Source organism: Microcoleus sp. LAD1_D3 (assembly GCF_036702135.1).
Taxonomy (GTDB): domain Bacteria; phylum Cyanobacteriota; class Cyanobacteriia; order Cyanobacteriales; family Microcoleaceae; genus Microcoleus.
The window spans coordinates 63603-79881 of record NZ_JAUBSB010000021.1 but is presented as its reverse complement, the minus strand read 5'-3'; the positions used below and the strand labels follow the sequence as shown (position 1 = coordinate 79881).

The 16279-nt window shown below is 45.0% G+C and carries 12 protein-coding genes and 1 pseudogene; 9 read left to right on the top strand and 4 right to left on the bottom strand.

Annotation, left to right across the window (positions count from 1 at the left end; all coding sequences use genetic code 11):
• Nucleotides 1-175: 175 nt before the first annotated feature.
• Together QUA74_RS14605 and QUA74_RS14600 are read left to right on the top strand one after the other, a co-directional pair.
• The gene (locus tag QUA74_RS14605; protein ID WP_333329956.1) at nucleotides 176-1195 is read left to right on the top strand and encodes an ATP-binding SpoIIE family protein phosphatase; all 1020 of its coding nucleotides are present in this window, start codon (nucleotides 176-178) and stop codon (nucleotides 1193-1195) included.
• Nucleotides 1192-2751, top strand: a complete 1560-nt coding sequence (locus tag QUA74_RS14600) for an ATP-binding protein (protein ID WP_333329953.1) — start codon at nucleotides 1192-1194, stop codon at nucleotides 2749-2751. The genes QUA74_RS14605 and QUA74_RS14600 overlap by 4 nt, the downstream gene beginning before the upstream one ends.
• A 168-nt stretch (nucleotides 2752-2919) precedes the next feature.
• On the opposite strand, the pseudogene QUA74_RS14595 reads toward QUA74_RS14600, so the two are convergent.
• Nucleotides 2920-3999 (bottom strand): annotated as a pseudogene (locus QUA74_RS14595) (IS630 family transposase).
• 384 nt (nucleotides 4000-4383) lie between these two features.
• Between QUA74_RS14595 and QUA74_RS14590 the strand changes: the two are divergent.
• A complete protein-coding gene (locus QUA74_RS14590; protein WP_333329950.1) occupies nucleotides 4384-4998 on the top strand; it encodes a COP23 domain-containing protein in 615 nt (204 codons plus the stop codon).
• A 99-nt stretch (nucleotides 4999-5097) separates the two neighbouring features.
• On the opposite strand, the gene bchH is transcribed toward QUA74_RS14590, so the two are convergent.
• Nucleotides 5098-8907 carry a magnesium chelatase subunit H gene (gene bchH, locus QUA74_RS14585; protein WP_333329947.1) on the bottom strand — a complete coding sequence of 1270 codons (3810 nt, stop codon included), beginning with the start codon at nucleotides 8905-8907 and terminating at the stop codon, nucleotides 5098-5100.
• A gap of 210 nt (nucleotides 8908-9117) precedes the next feature.
• Between bchH and cobJ the strand changes: the two genes are divergently transcribed.
• From cobJ to QUA74_RS14570, 3 genes are all read left to right on the top strand, one after another.
• Nucleotides 9118-10872: a precorrin-3B C(17)-methyltransferase gene (gene cobJ, locus QUA74_RS14580; protein ID WP_333329944.1), complete on the top strand. Its 1755-nt coding sequence runs from the start codon at nucleotides 9118-9120 to the stop codon at nucleotides 10870-10872.
• A gap of 100 nt (nucleotides 10873-10972) precedes the next feature.
• A complete protein-coding gene (locus QUA74_RS14575; protein WP_333329942.1) occupies nucleotides 10973-11182 on the top strand; it encodes a hypothetical protein in 210 nt (69 codons plus the stop codon).
• Nucleotides 11183-11553: 371 nt separating this feature from the next.
• Nucleotides 11554-12339, top strand: coding sequence for a hypothetical protein (locus QUA74_RS14570; RefSeq protein ID WP_333329940.1), 786 nt, complete (start codon nucleotides 11554-11556; stop codon nucleotides 12337-12339).
• A 163-nt stretch (nucleotides 12340-12502) separates the two neighbouring features.
• Here the strand turns inward: QUA74_RS14570 and QUA74_RS14565 are convergent, their stop codons facing one another.
• Entirely contained in the window at nucleotides 12503-13279 is a 777-nt protein-coding gene (locus QUA74_RS14565) for a nucleotidyltransferase domain-containing protein (protein ID WP_333329938.1), read from the bottom strand.
• Between the two features lie 45 nt (nucleotides 13280-13324).
• Entirely contained in the window at nucleotides 13325-14278 is a 954-nt protein-coding gene (locus QUA74_RS14560; protein ID WP_333329936.1) for a DNA polymerase beta superfamily protein, read from the bottom strand.
• Between the two features lie 131 nt (nucleotides 14279-14409).
• Between QUA74_RS14560 and QUA74_RS14555 the strand changes: the two genes are divergently transcribed.
• From QUA74_RS14555 to QUA74_RS14545, 3 genes are all read left to right on the top strand, one after another.
• Nucleotides 14410-14580 (top strand): hypothetical protein, encoded by a 171-nt coding sequence (locus tag QUA74_RS14555; protein WP_333329934.1) that lies wholly within the window; start codon nucleotides 14410-14412, stop codon nucleotides 14578-14580.
• 191 nt (nucleotides 14581-14771) lie between these two features.
• Nucleotides 14772-14957: a hypothetical protein gene (locus QUA74_RS14550; RefSeq protein ID WP_333329932.1), complete on the top strand. Its 186-nt coding sequence runs from the start codon at nucleotides 14772-14774 to the stop codon at nucleotides 14955-14957.
• Nucleotides 14954-16279 (top strand): phthiocerol/phthiodiolone dimycocerosyl transferase family protein, encoded by a 1326-nt coding sequence (locus QUA74_RS14545; protein WP_333329930.1) that lies wholly within the window; start codon nucleotides 14954-14956, stop codon nucleotides 16277-16279. The genes QUA74_RS14550 and QUA74_RS14545 overlap by 4 nt, the downstream gene beginning before the upstream one ends.

The window sequence follows — 16279 nt, the reverse complement described above, 5'->3', positions numbered from 1 at the left end:
TAAAGAATTGGGAATGAGTGAGGACAATCGGGGTTTGGAGCTTGCGTATAGTTGTATTATTTTTTAAATTGGTATAAAGAGTAACCAGCAAAGCCAAGAAGTGATTCTTGGAATCCCACACCATACCCGGAGAGGGTTGGCGTATGGAGGATTTCATTATGAGAGCTGATAAAAAATGATAGATGCTGTAGCCCTGCCCGTAACAGAAGAAAGTCAAGTCGGAGAAGCGCGGCGAATCGCAGTCGCCCTCGCGACGGAAGTCGAATTTAACGAGACCGATCGCGGTAAAGTGGCAATTGTTACCACCGAAGCAGCAAAAAACCTCGTCAAGCACGCCCGCGAAGGAGAACTTTTGCTGCGAACATTAAAAACAGCGGCAGGATATAGCATTGAAATAGTAGCGCTAGACCAGGGGCAGGGAATGGCAAATGTCACGCTGTGTCTGCGGGATGGTTTTTCTACAGCGGGAACTCCGGGAACCGGACTGGGGGCAATTAAACGCCTCTCTACTTTTTTTGATATTCATTCTGTACCGAAACTGGGTACAGCCTTATTAGCGCGGCTGGAACCGACCCAAAATAGCCGGGAAGCCTCCCAAAACAGCAGTTACTTGGAATTTGGGGTTGTCAACTTGCCCAAAGCAGGAGAGCAAATTTGTGGGGATTCGTGGGCGGCAGAAAATCACCTTGACAAAAACCTGATTTTAGTTGCAGACGGGCTCGGCTACGGGGATTTGGCCCAGGAAGCCTCTGGCGAAGCAGTGCGCGTATTTGAGGAAAACGCTCAACTTGGGCCGAAAGCAATTTTAGAGAAGGCGCACACTGCTTTAAAAAATACCAGAGGAGCGGCGGTGGCGATCGCCCAAATCGATCCTACCCAACAAACAATTTGTTTTGCCGGAATTGGCAACATCAGCGGTGTAGTTGTCACAGATAACCAAAGCCGCAGCATGGTTTCCTACAACGGCACAGTTGGACATATGATGCGAAAAGTAGCAGAATTTGTCTATCCTTGGTCGCAGCAGTCCCTACTCATCATGCACTCCGACGGTTTGGCGGCGCAGTGGAATTTAAACCGCTACCCGGGTTTAGCCTCCCGACATCCTGCTTTAATCGCAGGCGTGCTCTACCGGGACTTCAAACGCACTCGCGATGACATGACAGTTATAGTAGCCAAGGTGAGAGAAGCAGCGTGAGTTACCCAATCCTGACGACGGAAGTCCGCTTTGAACAAGACATCGTACAAGTACGCCAAAGAGCTCGCCAAATTGCTAAAGGGCTGGGATTCGATTCCCAAGTACAAACCCGCATCGCCACAGCAGTTTCCGAAATTGCGCGCAATGCTTTCAAATATGCAGGCGGCGGCAAAGTAGAATTCATTGTGGAAGGGGAATCGCCCCAAATTTTTCGGACTCGGATTTCCGACACCGGGCCGGGAATTGCTGATTTACCGGCTGTGTTGAGTCCCAATTTTCGATCGCAAACCGGCGCGGGACTCGGTTTAGCAGCAGCGAAACGGTTGATGGACGAAGTGAAAATCGACTCTGGGCCCGATCGCGGAACGGCTGTACAATTAATTAAGCAGTTTTCCAAACATATGCCTGCGCTGAGTGCGATCGAACTCAATCAATTAGTTGACAAACTAGCGCGCCAAATTCCCGAAGATCCTTATGCCGAAATTCAGCAGCAAAATCAAGAATTACTACGCACTTTAGACGAACTCCGCCAGCGTCAAGAAGAACTCGTACAATTAAATCAACAACTAGAAGATACCAATCGCGGAGTTCTGGCACTTTACGCTGAATTGAACGACAAAGCCGAATCTCTCCGGCGCGCCAGCGAACTCAAAACCAGCTTTCTCTCCAATATGAGCCACGAGTTTCGCACTCCGCTAACGGCAATTCTAAGCCTTTCCGAAATATTGTTACATCGCCTAGACGGAGAACTTTCAGCCGAACAGGAAAAGCAAGTAAATTACATTCATAAATCTGCCGAGTCTCTCGCAGAACTTGTCAACGACTCCTTAGATTTAGCCAAAGTGGAAGCCGGAAAACTAACTGTTCGCTTGGCTGATTTTGAAGTCGAAGATTTGTTCAGCGCCCTGCGAGGAATGATGCGCCCCCTGCTTCCCCCAAACTCTGCCGTTTCTCTAATTTTTGAAGATCCTCTCGAACTTCCAATCCTTACAACCGACGAGGGAAAAGTTTCTCAGATTTTGCGAAATCTGATTTCTAATGCCCTCAAATTTACCGAAGCAGGTGAAGTTCGAGTTGCTGCGGAAATGGGAGAAGAGGGAACAGTTACTTTTTCAGTAGCAGATACGGGTCTCGGCATTCCCACAGCCGACCAAAGGCGGATTTTTGAAGAATTTGTCCAACTAGAAAACCCCTTGCAGAAGCGCGTCAAAGGCACGGGATTGGGATTGTCTCTGTGCAAAAAACTGGCGGAATTTCTGGGGGGAAGCATTGAAATCACAAGTTCACCCGGAGTGGGTTCAACTTTTTTTGTCACACTGCCGATTATGTATCCTGGAGAGGAAGAAAAACCTTTGGAAATGTCTGCTGCTAAGGGAGATGAAATATCGCTGGCAAGCGCAAATTCTCGTAGCTTGCGGGGTTCCGGGCCATCGCCAGCGCCGGATTCAGCAGCAAAAGTTTTGATTGTGGAGAATGAAGATAGTTTTTCGGTATTTGCTGAAAAACTTGCTGGCAGAAATTCATTGTACCGCGATCGAGGTCGCCAGCGGTGCTGAAGGTTTGGGTGCGGCTGCTCTTTGAGCAACCGCAAGCAATTTTTATCGACATTATGATGCCGAATCTGACCGAATTTGAGGTTTGGGAAGGGTTGAAATGCGATCGGACTACTTGTCAAATATCTACTATCGTGATGAATTCAAAACATTTTGGGTTATACCATTTTTTTAAAGATGTGATAGAGATAAAGAATGTAAAATCCAAGACCATCCGGTGAGAAAACCAATGACGATCGGGCGTGAAAGATGCCAAAATTTCCTTGACTTTTGTGCGGAGTTCGTCAAGATTACTAAACACCGACTTTCGCTAAAAAATCTTTCAGAGATTCCCACACTCTTTCTGTGGGATTTACTTCTGGACAAGCCGGAGGCTGAAATAGTAAAATAACATTGTCTGGTAATTCAGATGAGTCCAACTTATGAGCGGGTGCGTTATCAACTTGAATGATGTGTAATTGATGACTGATATTGTATTGACAAAAGTTGTAAGTATGTTCCAAAACAAACTTTGTCTAAATGCGAAAACTCCCAAAAAAAACTCTTTCCACTAGCGATTGATACTGCCCCATACAGCCAAAAGCACTCAAATTTCCATTGATGCTTCCCCATGGGCTTTACGCCTGAAAGCGTCAGCTTGCGCCGACGAATTGTATGCAGCCCTATCCGCGTTTCATCACTACACCAATAAGTAACTTTTTTATATTGGTTTACTTGAGGTAAAGCTTTTTGTAGTAAAGCTTTTATCTGTTGATGCAAGTTATTTTTAAATTCATTAATTGCCGTAGATTTCTGAGAAATACTGCGAGGTCTGGGAATTTTTAATTTACTTTTTAATTCCCCTCTAACTAAAGAATATACAGCCGGGTAACTACTGGCTATTCCTTTAATCAACCAGAGCCAAAGCCAAAGATGAACTTCTTTATAACTCTGAAACCCTTCGGGATCTCTCAACTCTTGTTGCAAGGTCGCTGCTATTTCAACTGATAACTTTTTTGGGCGACCGAAAACCTGCCTATTTTTTAACAAATTTTCCAGACCGCCCTCTTTATATTGAAAGAGCCAGCGATGAATCGTTGCCTCACTTTTACCTAAAACTGTGGATACTTCCCGCACAGTTTCTACTTGTTTTGACTGAAATAAATAAAGCATTTGAACTTTGTTATAAGCTAGGATTATTTTTTGATTTTTGAGGATTTCTCGTAAGTTTTCTACTGATTCGGTAATCTTTATATGAGGACGACCAGACATTGTAATTCTCTCCTTTACTTTTTACACAAGTCTATCACATCTTTAAAAAAATGGTATTACTTACCATTGTTGACTCTCCTGGCTTTGCAGAATGTAGCTAAAAAGACTATCTAGGAAACTTGTGCCGCCGTAACCTGGAAGTTTTGAAACAAGGACACGGATCTGCCGTCTCCCTAAAGCCGCGTTCCCAAGTTTTGAAACAAAGACACGGCAGAGCCATGTACCTACAGATATGAGGTGCAACTAACCTAATTTAATATTTGAAAAATATCCGGGTGCGACAGTCAACCAGCAGAATGTGAATAGGCAGGGACAGGACACTGCCCTGTCCCTACAACTATGACTTCCTACATAAATTTAGCTGCCTTAGCGGCAGGAGTTATTATGAAATTGACTGCACCCTTATTAGCATCCGCTTTAGTTTTCGCCGGTACTGTCGCCTTGGCAAGCCAAGTGCAAGCAGCTCCAGCCAGCAACTCTTTGAATAGCACTAGAACAACATTTCAGTGCGTTACGTCCGGTCGCAATTTTGTCACAATTGCGCGGCGCGGAAATGTCACGACAGATCCAATGATTCTTTGGAAATCTACCGAGTTCGGCCGCGAATATACACCTTGGCAGCGCTGTCAAATTGTTTCCAATAGATTGACCAAAGCTGTTGCCCAGAATGGCGGAAGATTGAGCAGCTTGCAGTTAACAACAGGAATTGTTAATAACTTGCCAGTAGTTTGTTACGTCAACGGACGGGGGCGCTGCAACTCTCAAAATCTGCTTTTCACCCTAGACAAGCGCAATGCTAAAAATCCCGGTGATGCTTTAACGAGATTGATTAATTTTGCCCAAGACGGCGGTGGGCCAGTTACAACGTTCAGAACAGGAACTCAATCATCTGCACCGCAGTTTGTTCCCTTTGGAGATATGGTTGATCGAGCTTTTAATTCTCCCAATAAGAAACCGTCAGTTCCTGTAGCAAAACCGCAGGGCGATCGAGGTATTTAATAGTCGCGCCCCTAACTTGCACCTGAAACATTTTGAAACTATTGTGGGGAGTAGGGGTTGGGCTTCTAGCCCGCCCCTAAATATTTAGACTAAAAAAAACTACACTGTCACCCCTTCAATCTTCTCATCTGTTAACTCGTACAACTCGCGCAACTGCTGCAACTTATCCGCATCCGGCAGCCAAAAACCCCGCCCGTTAGCCTCCAACATTCGCCCTACAATATTGCGAAAAGCTTCAGGATTAGCATCCCGCAACTTCTGCGCCATTTCCTGATCTAAAGCATAAGTATCAGCCGCCTGATCGTAAACCCAACCATCAGTAAAATCAGCCGTTCCGCCCCAACCAATTAACGCCGTCATCCGCTGGGAAATTTCATAAGCGCCGCCCGAACCTTGATTGACCATCGCGTTAGCCCACTTAGGATTTAGCAACTTAGTTCGATATTCCAAGCGCAGCAAATATTCTAAATTGCGCGGAGTGGTATCCTGAGAAAAACTTTCTACAAAACTCGTGTTAACCTTTTTGCCGCGCTGCTTTTCTGCGGCTTTTTTCAAACCGCCAGTATTCGCATAATACTCTTGAATATCAGTCAAACCGTATTCCACAGAATCAATTTCTTGAATTATGCGATCGCACCCTTGCAACAACTGAGTCAAAACCTCCGGCCTCGCTTCCCCCTTATCCTTTCTCCCGTAACTAAAAACATTGCGGCTTTCCCAAGTTTTCCCCAACTCATCCCCCGATTCCCAACTACCATCAACAACCCTATCGTTAACCAAAGAACCAAAATCCCCAGCCGGATTAGAAAACAACCTTGCCGAATAATTCTGCACACCTTTTTCCTGCAAAATTAAAGCGTGTTTACGAATAAAATTCTCCGATTCCGGTTCATCAGCATCCGCCGCCCGCACGAACAAATCATCCAACAATTCAATAATATTCACAAAGCTATCTCGGAAAATACCCGAAAGATTTCCCAACACATCAATCCGGGGATGACCGACATCAGCTAACGGTTTTAATTCATAGCGAACAATGCGGCCAGTACCTTCTTTTAGAGGTTCAGCCCCCACCAATTCTAGCAGAATTCCAATAGATTCGCCCCGCGTTTTAATCGCATCCAAACCCCACAGCATCACTGCCACAGTCTCAGGATAATTCCCCTGTTCCTTAAGGTGCTTATCAATAATTTTTCGAGCAATTTCGCGGCCTCTTTCATAAGCTGCCGGAGAAGGCATCCGATAAGGATCTAAAGCGTGAATATTCCGACCAGTTGGCAACACCCCAGCCCCATCCCGCAACAAATCCCCCCCCGGTGCAGGCAGAATATATTCCCCATTCAAACCCCGCAAAAGATTAGTCAACTCATCCGAAGTTTGCAACAACAAATCCCGCACCAACAAACCTTCCTCAAAAACCCCATCAAACCCCTCTTGTGGCACAGGCATCTTGCCTGTGCTTGTTTGTGAAACAATTGTTTTCACCTGTTCCTGTGATAATTTATCCCCAAAATAAGCCTCAAGATAAGAGGTCATTTCCTCAGAATTAGGCGGTTCTCCGAGAACGTGCAAACCAGAAGAAAACAAGCGGCATTCCACCACCTGCAAATACTCGTACAACTTCACCAAATAGCGGTTAAAAGCATCAGCACTGAACATTCCCACTGTCTCAAAATTAAAAGCAATACCCAACTTGCGAGCCTCATCAAACGGACAATCAGCCTCCAAACCGCTATCTAAAACTTTCTTACAAATAGCCTCCTTCAGCACATAATTCTTTGCCGTATCTTCCCGATATTCCGCAATCAAATCCCGCAAAGCCATCAATTCCTTGTACAAACCCGCGCGGCCGTAGGGCGGCACGTTGTGAGAAATCAAAACACCGTAACCGCGCCGTTTTGCTAACATCGATTCCGAGGGATTGTTGGCGGCATAGATATAAAGATTCGGCAAACTTCCCAACAAAATATCCGACCAAGAATAGCCAGTATTTCCCAGAGGAGAACCGGGCAACCATTCAACAGTGCCGTGCATTCCGAAGTGAACCACAGCATCAGCTTGCAAATCATTTTGCAGCCACTTGTAAAAAGCAGCGTATTGAGGGTGAGGCGTCAAATCGTGATCGAACATTAAGCGCATCGGATCGCCCGAAATTCCCAGCGGCGGCTGCAAACCTATCCAAACATTCCCCAGTTGAACGCCACCGATTTGGAACTCGTCGCCCTCCGTCTTAATGCCCGTACCCGTTAAAGATTTCCACTGTTTTTCGATACGACTTGTTAACAGATAGCCCAGCCATTTCTCCAGAGTTTTAACATTAACAGTATTGCCGTAAACTCCCTCCGTATCTGCGTTCATCCGCGTTAATCCGCCTGTATCTGCGGTTGCCTCATCCGCCTCTTTCACCCTGCGAATTAACTCCTCACCGTCAGCCGGAATTTCTCCAACTGTATAACCTGCTGCTTGAAGTTTGTACAGGAAATTTAGCAGCGATTTCGGTACATTTAATAAAGCAGCCGTACCCGCCGCACCGTAACCGGGAGGAAACCCGTAGAGAATAATCGCAATTTTCCTTTCAGATGGGGGAGTTTGCCGCAGTTTCACCCAATTGTTAATTCTACTTGTTAGGCGTTTGGCGCGATCGGGCACCAGATAAATATCCTCACCCACCAAACCGCCCAGGGGCACTGGATCGATCGCGCCATCCAACTCAGGCAAAGCATACAATACCACACTTTGCAAACCCCCAATCCCCTGACGAGTCCAAGAATGGATATCCTGAATCAGCAGAGGTGCGGACACAAAATAAGGTACATTTTTAGCAGTTAAAATGCGCTTAGCAACTTCCACCTGCCTTCCACCCTCCATCGAACCAGCAGGCCCGCCAACCAAAGGAAAGCCAATAGTAGAAACAATCGCATCAACTTCCACAGCATCTTTAGAAAGCGAAAGAGTTTCAATATTGCCTTGTTTTCGCCGCGCAGTTTCATCAGCAGTCGTCATCCAATCCCGCACCGCCACATGGCCTTCAACGCCATTGATAAAAATCGGCAAAGGCACAATTCCCGCATCTTCAAAATAGCGAATTAATTGAGGAATATAAGGCTGCTTGGTGATAACGTGCTTGCGGTAAAGCAAAATTCCCACAACAGGGGATTTTACTTCGTTGGAATTAGGGAAGCCATTGGTTCCAAATTTTGTGGAACGGGCATCTTGCCCACTTCTACCAATGTGATTACCGAGATACCAATCCAAATATTGCCGAGGCGATTCAAAATAACCATTATAATCAGGATGCAATAAACCCATATTGGGAGTTTCCACAGGCGGCGGAATTTCTGCAACCTTCAGCCCCAAATACTTTTCGGCAATAATCCAAAACATCGAGACAACATTATCCGCACCGCCCGCATTCCAGTAACCATAAATAATCAGCCAGTTACGCAAATCTTGCACTTTTTGCACTGGCACATATTTTAATAACTTCGGCCCCACCTTCAAAAAGCTAATATAACCAGCCAGCTTATCTTCTTCTCGCCCATTGCTGAACTTATCTAGAATAAACTTAACAGGCTTCGGCATTCCCTTCGGTTTGTCGCCAATTTTAAAAGCGCCGATTTGAGTAAGACTCATCAATTCCAACGCCGACTCAAAAACCAGGCGAATCGGAATATTTTGCACCCTTTCCCGCAGCCACATTACCGCATCATAATCAAACAGCAAACTCCCGAAAAACACATCAGCATTCAAGAGGGCGGCTGCTACAGCGTCAGGTTCGTCTGCGAGGGCGCGATCGCTAAAAACCCTTACTTCCAATCCCTGACAGCCACCAACAGCCAACTCAGCCGCTTTGCGGTACAAATCAGCATTAAAAGATTCAAAACCTGCAATTAAGACAATGCGTTTCACAGCCCTACCTCGAAATATTTGCTTCTTTTAATGATAGACTAATTGCAGAAATGCACAGGCAAGATGCCTGTGCCACTGACAGACAGAACAAAACAGATAAACTTCTGCTTTCTCTTACTTCGCGCCTTCGCGGTTCATCAACTATGTCTTATTAAAGTAAGCACCGATTAAAATAATCAAACCCATCCAAACACAGCCATATTTACAACCGTGAATCGAGTTCCTCCCGCAATTTTTATCTTAGGTCAAAACAGCCTGCCGATCGCCAAAAAAATCTCCGCACATTTCCCCGGTTCCCAGATTTACGGTTTAATCGATCGCACATCCAACACAGACCTCAACTTTAGCAACTTCGGCGAAACATTGCGGGAATTATTTGCAACCGAAACCCCAATCATCGGCATCTGCGCCGCCGGAATAATCATCCGTACCCTCGCCCCGCTGCTGTCAGACAAACGCGCCGAACCGCCAGTTTTAGCCGTCGCAGAAGACGGAAGCGCCGTCGTACCGCTGCTGGGCGGTTTGCACGGCGTTAATGATTTGGCCAGAGAGATTGCAGCAGCCCTGGGCGTACAACCTGCAATTACCACAACCGGAGATATTCGGTTTCGCACCGCGTTGCTGAGTCCTCCCCAAGGCTATTATTTAGCGAATCCAGAGGACGCGAAGACTTTTATTTCAAATTTGCTCGCCGGGGCAAAAGTACGCCTAGAAGGGGCTGCAAGCTGGCTTTCCGAGAGCAATTTGCCGATCGCCCCCGACGCAAAATTGACGATCCGCGTCACCGAAAAAGCAATTGCGCCAACACCCGATTGTTTAGTTTACCATCCGCAAATTGTGGCAGTTGCACTCACAAAGCTATCGAATATTGAGCCGGAAATAGCGGCTTCATTTGTCCAGCAAGTCTTGGAAAATGCAGGTTTAGCCCCAGCTTCTGTTGCTGGATTTTTTGCATTAAAAGAGGAGATGGGAAATCCGGCACTTGAAGCAGTTTCACAATATTTTAAAGTCCCCGTTCGCTTTTTCAATCTCTCCGAACTTGTCGAATTAGACTCAATTGAATTCATCGAAAATAATGTCGCACAAATTGCCCTGACAGCAGCCGGTGCAAACAGTCACTTAATCGAGTACGATCGCCCAAACTCCGTGAATTGCGCGATCGCCCTAGCCGCCCAACCCTTTGATGCTAGGGCGATCGGAGTTAGCCGCGGCAAACTGGCGATCGTCGGTACCGGCCCAGGAGGCGCGCAGTGGATGTCGCCGGAGGTTAAGGAAATTCTGCGCGAAGCCACGGATTGGGTGGGTTACAAATTTTATCTCGACTTAGCTGGAACCTTGCGGGAAGGACAAAAGCGACACGATTCCGACAACCGCGAAGAGATAGATCGCGCCCGTTTTGCCCTAGATTTAGCAGCATCAGGAAAATCTGTAGCCGTGGTTTCGTCAGGAGATCCGGGTATTTTTGCGATGGCTGCAGCGGTGTTTGAGGCGATCGACTTTGATGCCAAACCCGAATGGCAAGGCATTGATATTCGGGTGGCACCGGGCATTTCAGCCATGCAGGCGGCCGCTGCTGCGATCGGAGCACCCCTCGGACATGATTTTTGCGTGATTTCGCTTTCGGATATTCTCAAGCCCTGGGAGGTCATTGAACAGCGGATTGCGGCAGCAGCAGCAGCCGATTTAGTTATGGCATTTTACAATCCCATCTCGAAACAGCGGATTTGGCAACTCGGAAGGGCGATCGAGATTTTGTTGCAAAGTCGCGATATTAAAACCCCCGTCATACTAGGGCGAAACCTCGGCCGGCCCGGTCAATCTGTGCGGGTTTGCACCCTCGGCGAATTCCAGCCACAAGACGCAGACATGAGAACTTTAGTGATTGTCGGTTCGAGTCAAACTCGGATTATTCCCCGCAAATATGGAGATGTTTGGGTTTACACGCCGCGCAGGTACGAAAAATAAGTAAAGCAGCAAAAACTTAGGAAATAAGCACTTGACTGAAAGCTAATTGACTTTGACAAGGAGATATTTTGATATCGCTGGGAGGAGTCTAGCTTAACAAATGCTGGCGAATCACTCGATCGCGATCGACCTGTTATTACATCTCAGAGTTTTCACTGATATTGATGAGCGATCGCCCTGGATCGCAGAAATCCTCGGTACTAAGGGATCTCGGCTTCTTGAAGCCGAGTTTCTCTCGCAGATATCGATCAAATTTAGATATCGACTCAACCGTAGTAAGGATTTCAGCTTCCTTTTTGGAGATATCTAATTTACATCTCAGGAAACATTTTTTTATATAACCACAATAAAATTAAGGGCGATCGAGGTCTGCTAAATTCCTTAATCCTACGATAATCCTACGGTTACCAATACGCTTGGGTTAAAACTATTTATTCCTCGGAGATGCCCCTAAATCCCCTGGTTGTTGGGGGACTTTGAGTAAGTTCTTGTCCCGCCCCCTACTCCCCTTTTTAAGGGGGGTGCCAGGGAGATCGAGCTTAACTGAACCGTATTGCTACGGTTACAACAAAAAGAGGGTTTTCACCCGGAGGAGTCTTCTCTGTCTATGGGTAGACCGAAGTTTTTTTGTGTTTTGATAAGATTCCCTTAAACAAAGCTTAAGAGAACGGTTAAAAGAACATGAAATTCCAAATTCCTTTAGCTCCTGGGGCTGTAACCCAATTTTTGCTTCGAGTGGTGACCTGTCTAGCTGTACTCTCTTTCTTAAGTCAGATGAGTCTGTACTACTTGCCGGACTACCCGTTGAGAGAGTACATTGCAAGGGTATTTAACGTTGATGCCGAGAGGAACCTTCCAACCTTCTACTCATTTTTGGCATTGCTGTTTAGTTCTCTCTTGCTAGGTGTGATCGCCCATGCGAAAAATTTAGATAGCGATCGCTACAAGAATCACTGGAAAATTTTATCATTCATATTTCTATATTTATCCTTAGACGAAGCTGGTCAATTGCACGAAAAGTTTATAAATCCGATGCGAAGCCTGCTAAATGCATCAGGATTTCTTTACTTTACTTGGATTGTGCCGTTCGGTTTTCTGGTAGCGATATTTCTATTATCCTATAGTAAGTTTGTGTTCCACCTTCCTGTTGCCACAAGAAAATTATTTGTTGCAGCATGCGCTCTTTATATTGGAGGAGCAATCGGGATGGAAATTCCCGGGGGATACCTATTTTCTACCACGGGAATGGAGAGTGTACCCTACCTGATAGTAGCGACCATTGAAGAGTCATTAGAAATGCTGGGCATCGTTGTATTTATCCACGGCTTGATTTCATATATCAAGACATATTTAGGTGGGGTAAGTTGGAATATTTACATACCAGGAAAAAACACACAAGTTACCGAGGATCAAAATATCGGTTTACCTGCCCTTAGCGGATCAGCCCACACAAATCTATTAAAGTGAATCACTTAAAACCGGGTTTAATGGACGACGAAAATACTGCATTCTGGCTTTTGATCAGGATAAAAAACCCGGTTTCTTTGGTAATGATGTGTCCAGGAATGGAAGTGCTGCGCTCTTCGGCGCACCTACGACTAATATGTAGGCTGCTTGCTGCACCAAACGACTAATTCGGGGTGGAACAGCTTAGAGATGACATCCTCACCTTTACCAGAAAATCGTTAAGAGCAACTTTTGCATTAGGATTTGACGGCAAATGACTTGTAAAACTTGCATCTTCTAATATATTAATTAGCCGATCGCGCTCTTGCTGATAAAATTCAATATCTGTATCTTCCAGCACTGATTTTTCCTCCCCAGCCAGCTTGCGAGCAATCAAATCAGGAATATACGACAACTGGAAGTTCTCGTTAAGTATCACCAAATTCGCCTCGACTTCCCCCGTTTGCATCAAGTGAATCCCAGCCAGCAACACCCGGTAAACGTACAGCAGCGGCTTAACCCGACGCGGGCGTTCTTTCTCAAACAATTTCCATTGAGTTTGAGCAAAACCGAGATAGTGGTGGCTGTGGTGCTTGGTAATGCAGTGAGAGGCAATAGCCTTTAATTCTTCGTGTTCCTGTGTACTGTAAACTATTAGTGGCGAATACAGTTGTTCTAGCACGTAGCCGTTGCGCTTCAACAGCAACTCAAAAAATTTCTTGATGTCGTGAGTTACTAAATCGAGTTGCATTCCCTCCCGAACTTCAGAAACTTCGATTGTTTCTTCTCCACAAATCAGTCCAATTACTTTTGGTAGCGGTAAGATGTGTACTCCCCGCAAGTCGAAGTCAGAATCTGCAGAAGGAAACCCGTATAAGTGCGAACCGCTGACAGTCGCAAACAGCAGCGGGTAAGGTTGAACGGAGATAATTTGGGCGAGATTCGAGATGTATTCTGTCATTTGTTCCAGTCCATGCAAGCGGGCTTTGTTTCACAAGAAGCGATTTCAAGAAGATCCGATTTCGATCGCACCTCTACGAGATTTAATCAAAAACAGGTTCGCTTTCTCGTAATTAGGACGTTCTGGCAAGGAAGTTGCAGCAAAAGCGCGATCGAACTCACCGTGCAAGCTCAACCGCCAGCGATTCACCTCATCCCAGGATATTTCTTGGTTGCGGATAGATAAAAGTTGCGATCGATAATCCTGCACGCGAACGGGTACAAACCCCTCCTTGAGCACCGTAATTCCTGACAGCAACAAGCGAATTAAGTGCATCGCGTGCTTCCAACGAATTTCCCCGGTATTGCGGAGGTCTTGCTCCATTTTTTTAAATTGAGACAAAACGTAGCTATTGTAAGTTTGATAAACCAATTGAGAAAGAAAAATTTCCCGAATTTCGAGCAATTCTTGTGCTACAGGAGAAACAGTTTCTACTAAAGGGGTGTACAAACATTCTAGCACATTTGGATTAGCTTTTAGTGCTAAAACTAGAAACTTTTGCAGTTCCCAATAGCATTCCTGATTTTCCTTGTTTTCCAATTGTTCGGGAATGCCGTAAAGCGACCAATGAAGTATTGCCGGCGGCAAGTAAATCCCGCGTCTGTCTGTATCGGATTGCTCGTTATCAAGACCATAAGCTCTGGAACCAACTATGCAGCGGTAAATTACAGAATCATAGAGGTTGTATTCTGCAAGAAAATCTCCTCCTGACTGCAATCCTTCGCTCTGAAACTGCTTGCGGATGCTGAGTTCGTGCCGTCGCAGACTAACTTGTGTTCCGTCTGGGAGTTTGACTAAATATGCGTGGGAATTGTCCGTAGGCGATTGAACGATGACACCTACTAATCCCGGTTTCCAAGATTGGTCGCTGGCGGGGTTTTTGACTTCGATTTTGGTGACTATTTGGGTTCCTGCGGGGATGATTAAGTTGAAATTTTGAGGAAGATTGGCATTTGCCATGAGGAAACCTCCTGCGAGGGCACGAGCTACAATGTTAGTGTAGCATATGTGTAGTATGCAAGGGGGTTTTGGGCGATTCCCTTCGGGATAGCTTCGCTTCACGCGGATTTGGCCTTGTTGAACATTGTCTAATGCTCAAGGAGGAATACCGCCAGCGGGTTGAGGGGAAAGTGTTGGAGATTGTGAAAACTCACCCGACAATTGCAGCAATTCGCAATGGGGAAGCGGTGACGGACTTGCAACTGGTGGGGTTAGAGCGTACACTGAGGCAAGAGTTGCATGGGGAAAACGTGCAGTTGTAGAAGTCGAATATTCGCAAGGCGTTTAATCTGAAGGTTAATAGTTTCTTATTGTTTCTGCGAGAGTAGTTCGAGATTGAGGCATTGCCAGATTATCAGGAAGTGGTAGGCGGAATTTTGAGAATTTTAGTGCTGCCCAACCGCTGTTTAACGCCAATCAGATTCGGTTGTTACGGGCTGTGCAGAATGTATTTTTGAAGAATCGGCGATTGGAAGTGGCGGAGTTGTATGACGAAGCGTGGGATCTGTTTGCGGAGGATGCTGTGGAAAGGTGGTTTACTGAGGAACAGGTGGATGAGTTAATTGAGTTTACTGAGCAGTTGGCATCTTCATCGTTAATCATTGAGTTCAGAGCCCTAAAAGACCTATTAAATTTATGAATAACAACAGAGCGCTTTCGGTCACAGAACAAGCGATGGAGCTATTGAACCGCCAACATGGCTCATTTAATATAGTAACAATCAGCCGGATCAAAGGTGAAATTAAGGAAGAGATTTTGAGGCAGGCGCTAGATGCAGTTCAAAGCATTCATCCTCTACTGAGTTCTCGGATCATTGGAACGCTGGAGCATCTCGAATTTACAAATCACGGAACAGGAAAAATTCCTTTATCTGTAGTTTCACAGGGCATAAATGACAACTGGGAAGATGTTGTGAGAAAAGAATTGAACAAAAGTATGGATAGCAGTCAGGTTCTGCTAAGGTGCATTCTTCTTTACAAGCAATCCGAAATTAACACCCGCTATTTAATCACAACTGTACATCATGCCATATCAGACGGATTATCTTCTATAAGTCTACAATCAGAAATCTTGAAATGTTACCAAATTATTGCATCGGGAGATGCCATTGATATAGATTGCGGAGCTGCTATTCCACCCTTAGAGGAATTATTACCTAAATGGATGAAAGGAAAGAAAGGGCTCAGCAATGGCACATGGTTTTTGCTGAAAATGAAATTACAAATGCTTTTACATAAACCAGAACAATTAGAGTCTGAAGAGACGGTTCCCCTTGAGTCTCGTACTTGTGGCATGACTCATAGATTTTTAGAAAAAGAGTTAACCAAAAAAATAATTGAACTTTGTCGGCAAGAAAATACCACAGTACATGGGGCGTTATGTGCAGCAATGCTACTTACAGTAGCTAATAAAATTAGCAGGAAAAAGCCAAGAAGCATTAAGGTTTCATGTCGTTCTTATGTGGATTTGCGTAGGCGTATAGAACCTCCCATTAAAAATAAAAACATGAGTTTTTTAGCTTCCTTTTTAACTTCATTCCATCACCTAAAACCTCAGATGTCGTTTTGGGATTTATCAAGAGATATTACTAAAGATATTGAATTAGGCTTAAACACACAAGAGTTTTTTAAACCTTTAATGATCTTCAGAAAAATTATTGAATATTATATTAAGAATCCTGATGAATTTCTCATAACAAGTGGGGTTACTAATATTGGCATAGTTGATATTTCTGAAGTTTATGGGGATTTGGAAATAGAAGAAATCAGTTTTGTTGCGTCTGATGCTATTTTTGGAAAAAATTTTACAGTTGCAGTTGCAACTTTTAAAGATAAAATGCTTTTTAATTTCATAGCATCTAAGCCTTCACTTAGTCAAGAGACTATAGAGTTGCTTGCTACTGGTGTCATCAATTGTCTGATTGAGGTTTGCCAAGAAAAGGTTATAATGGCTGTCAAATAA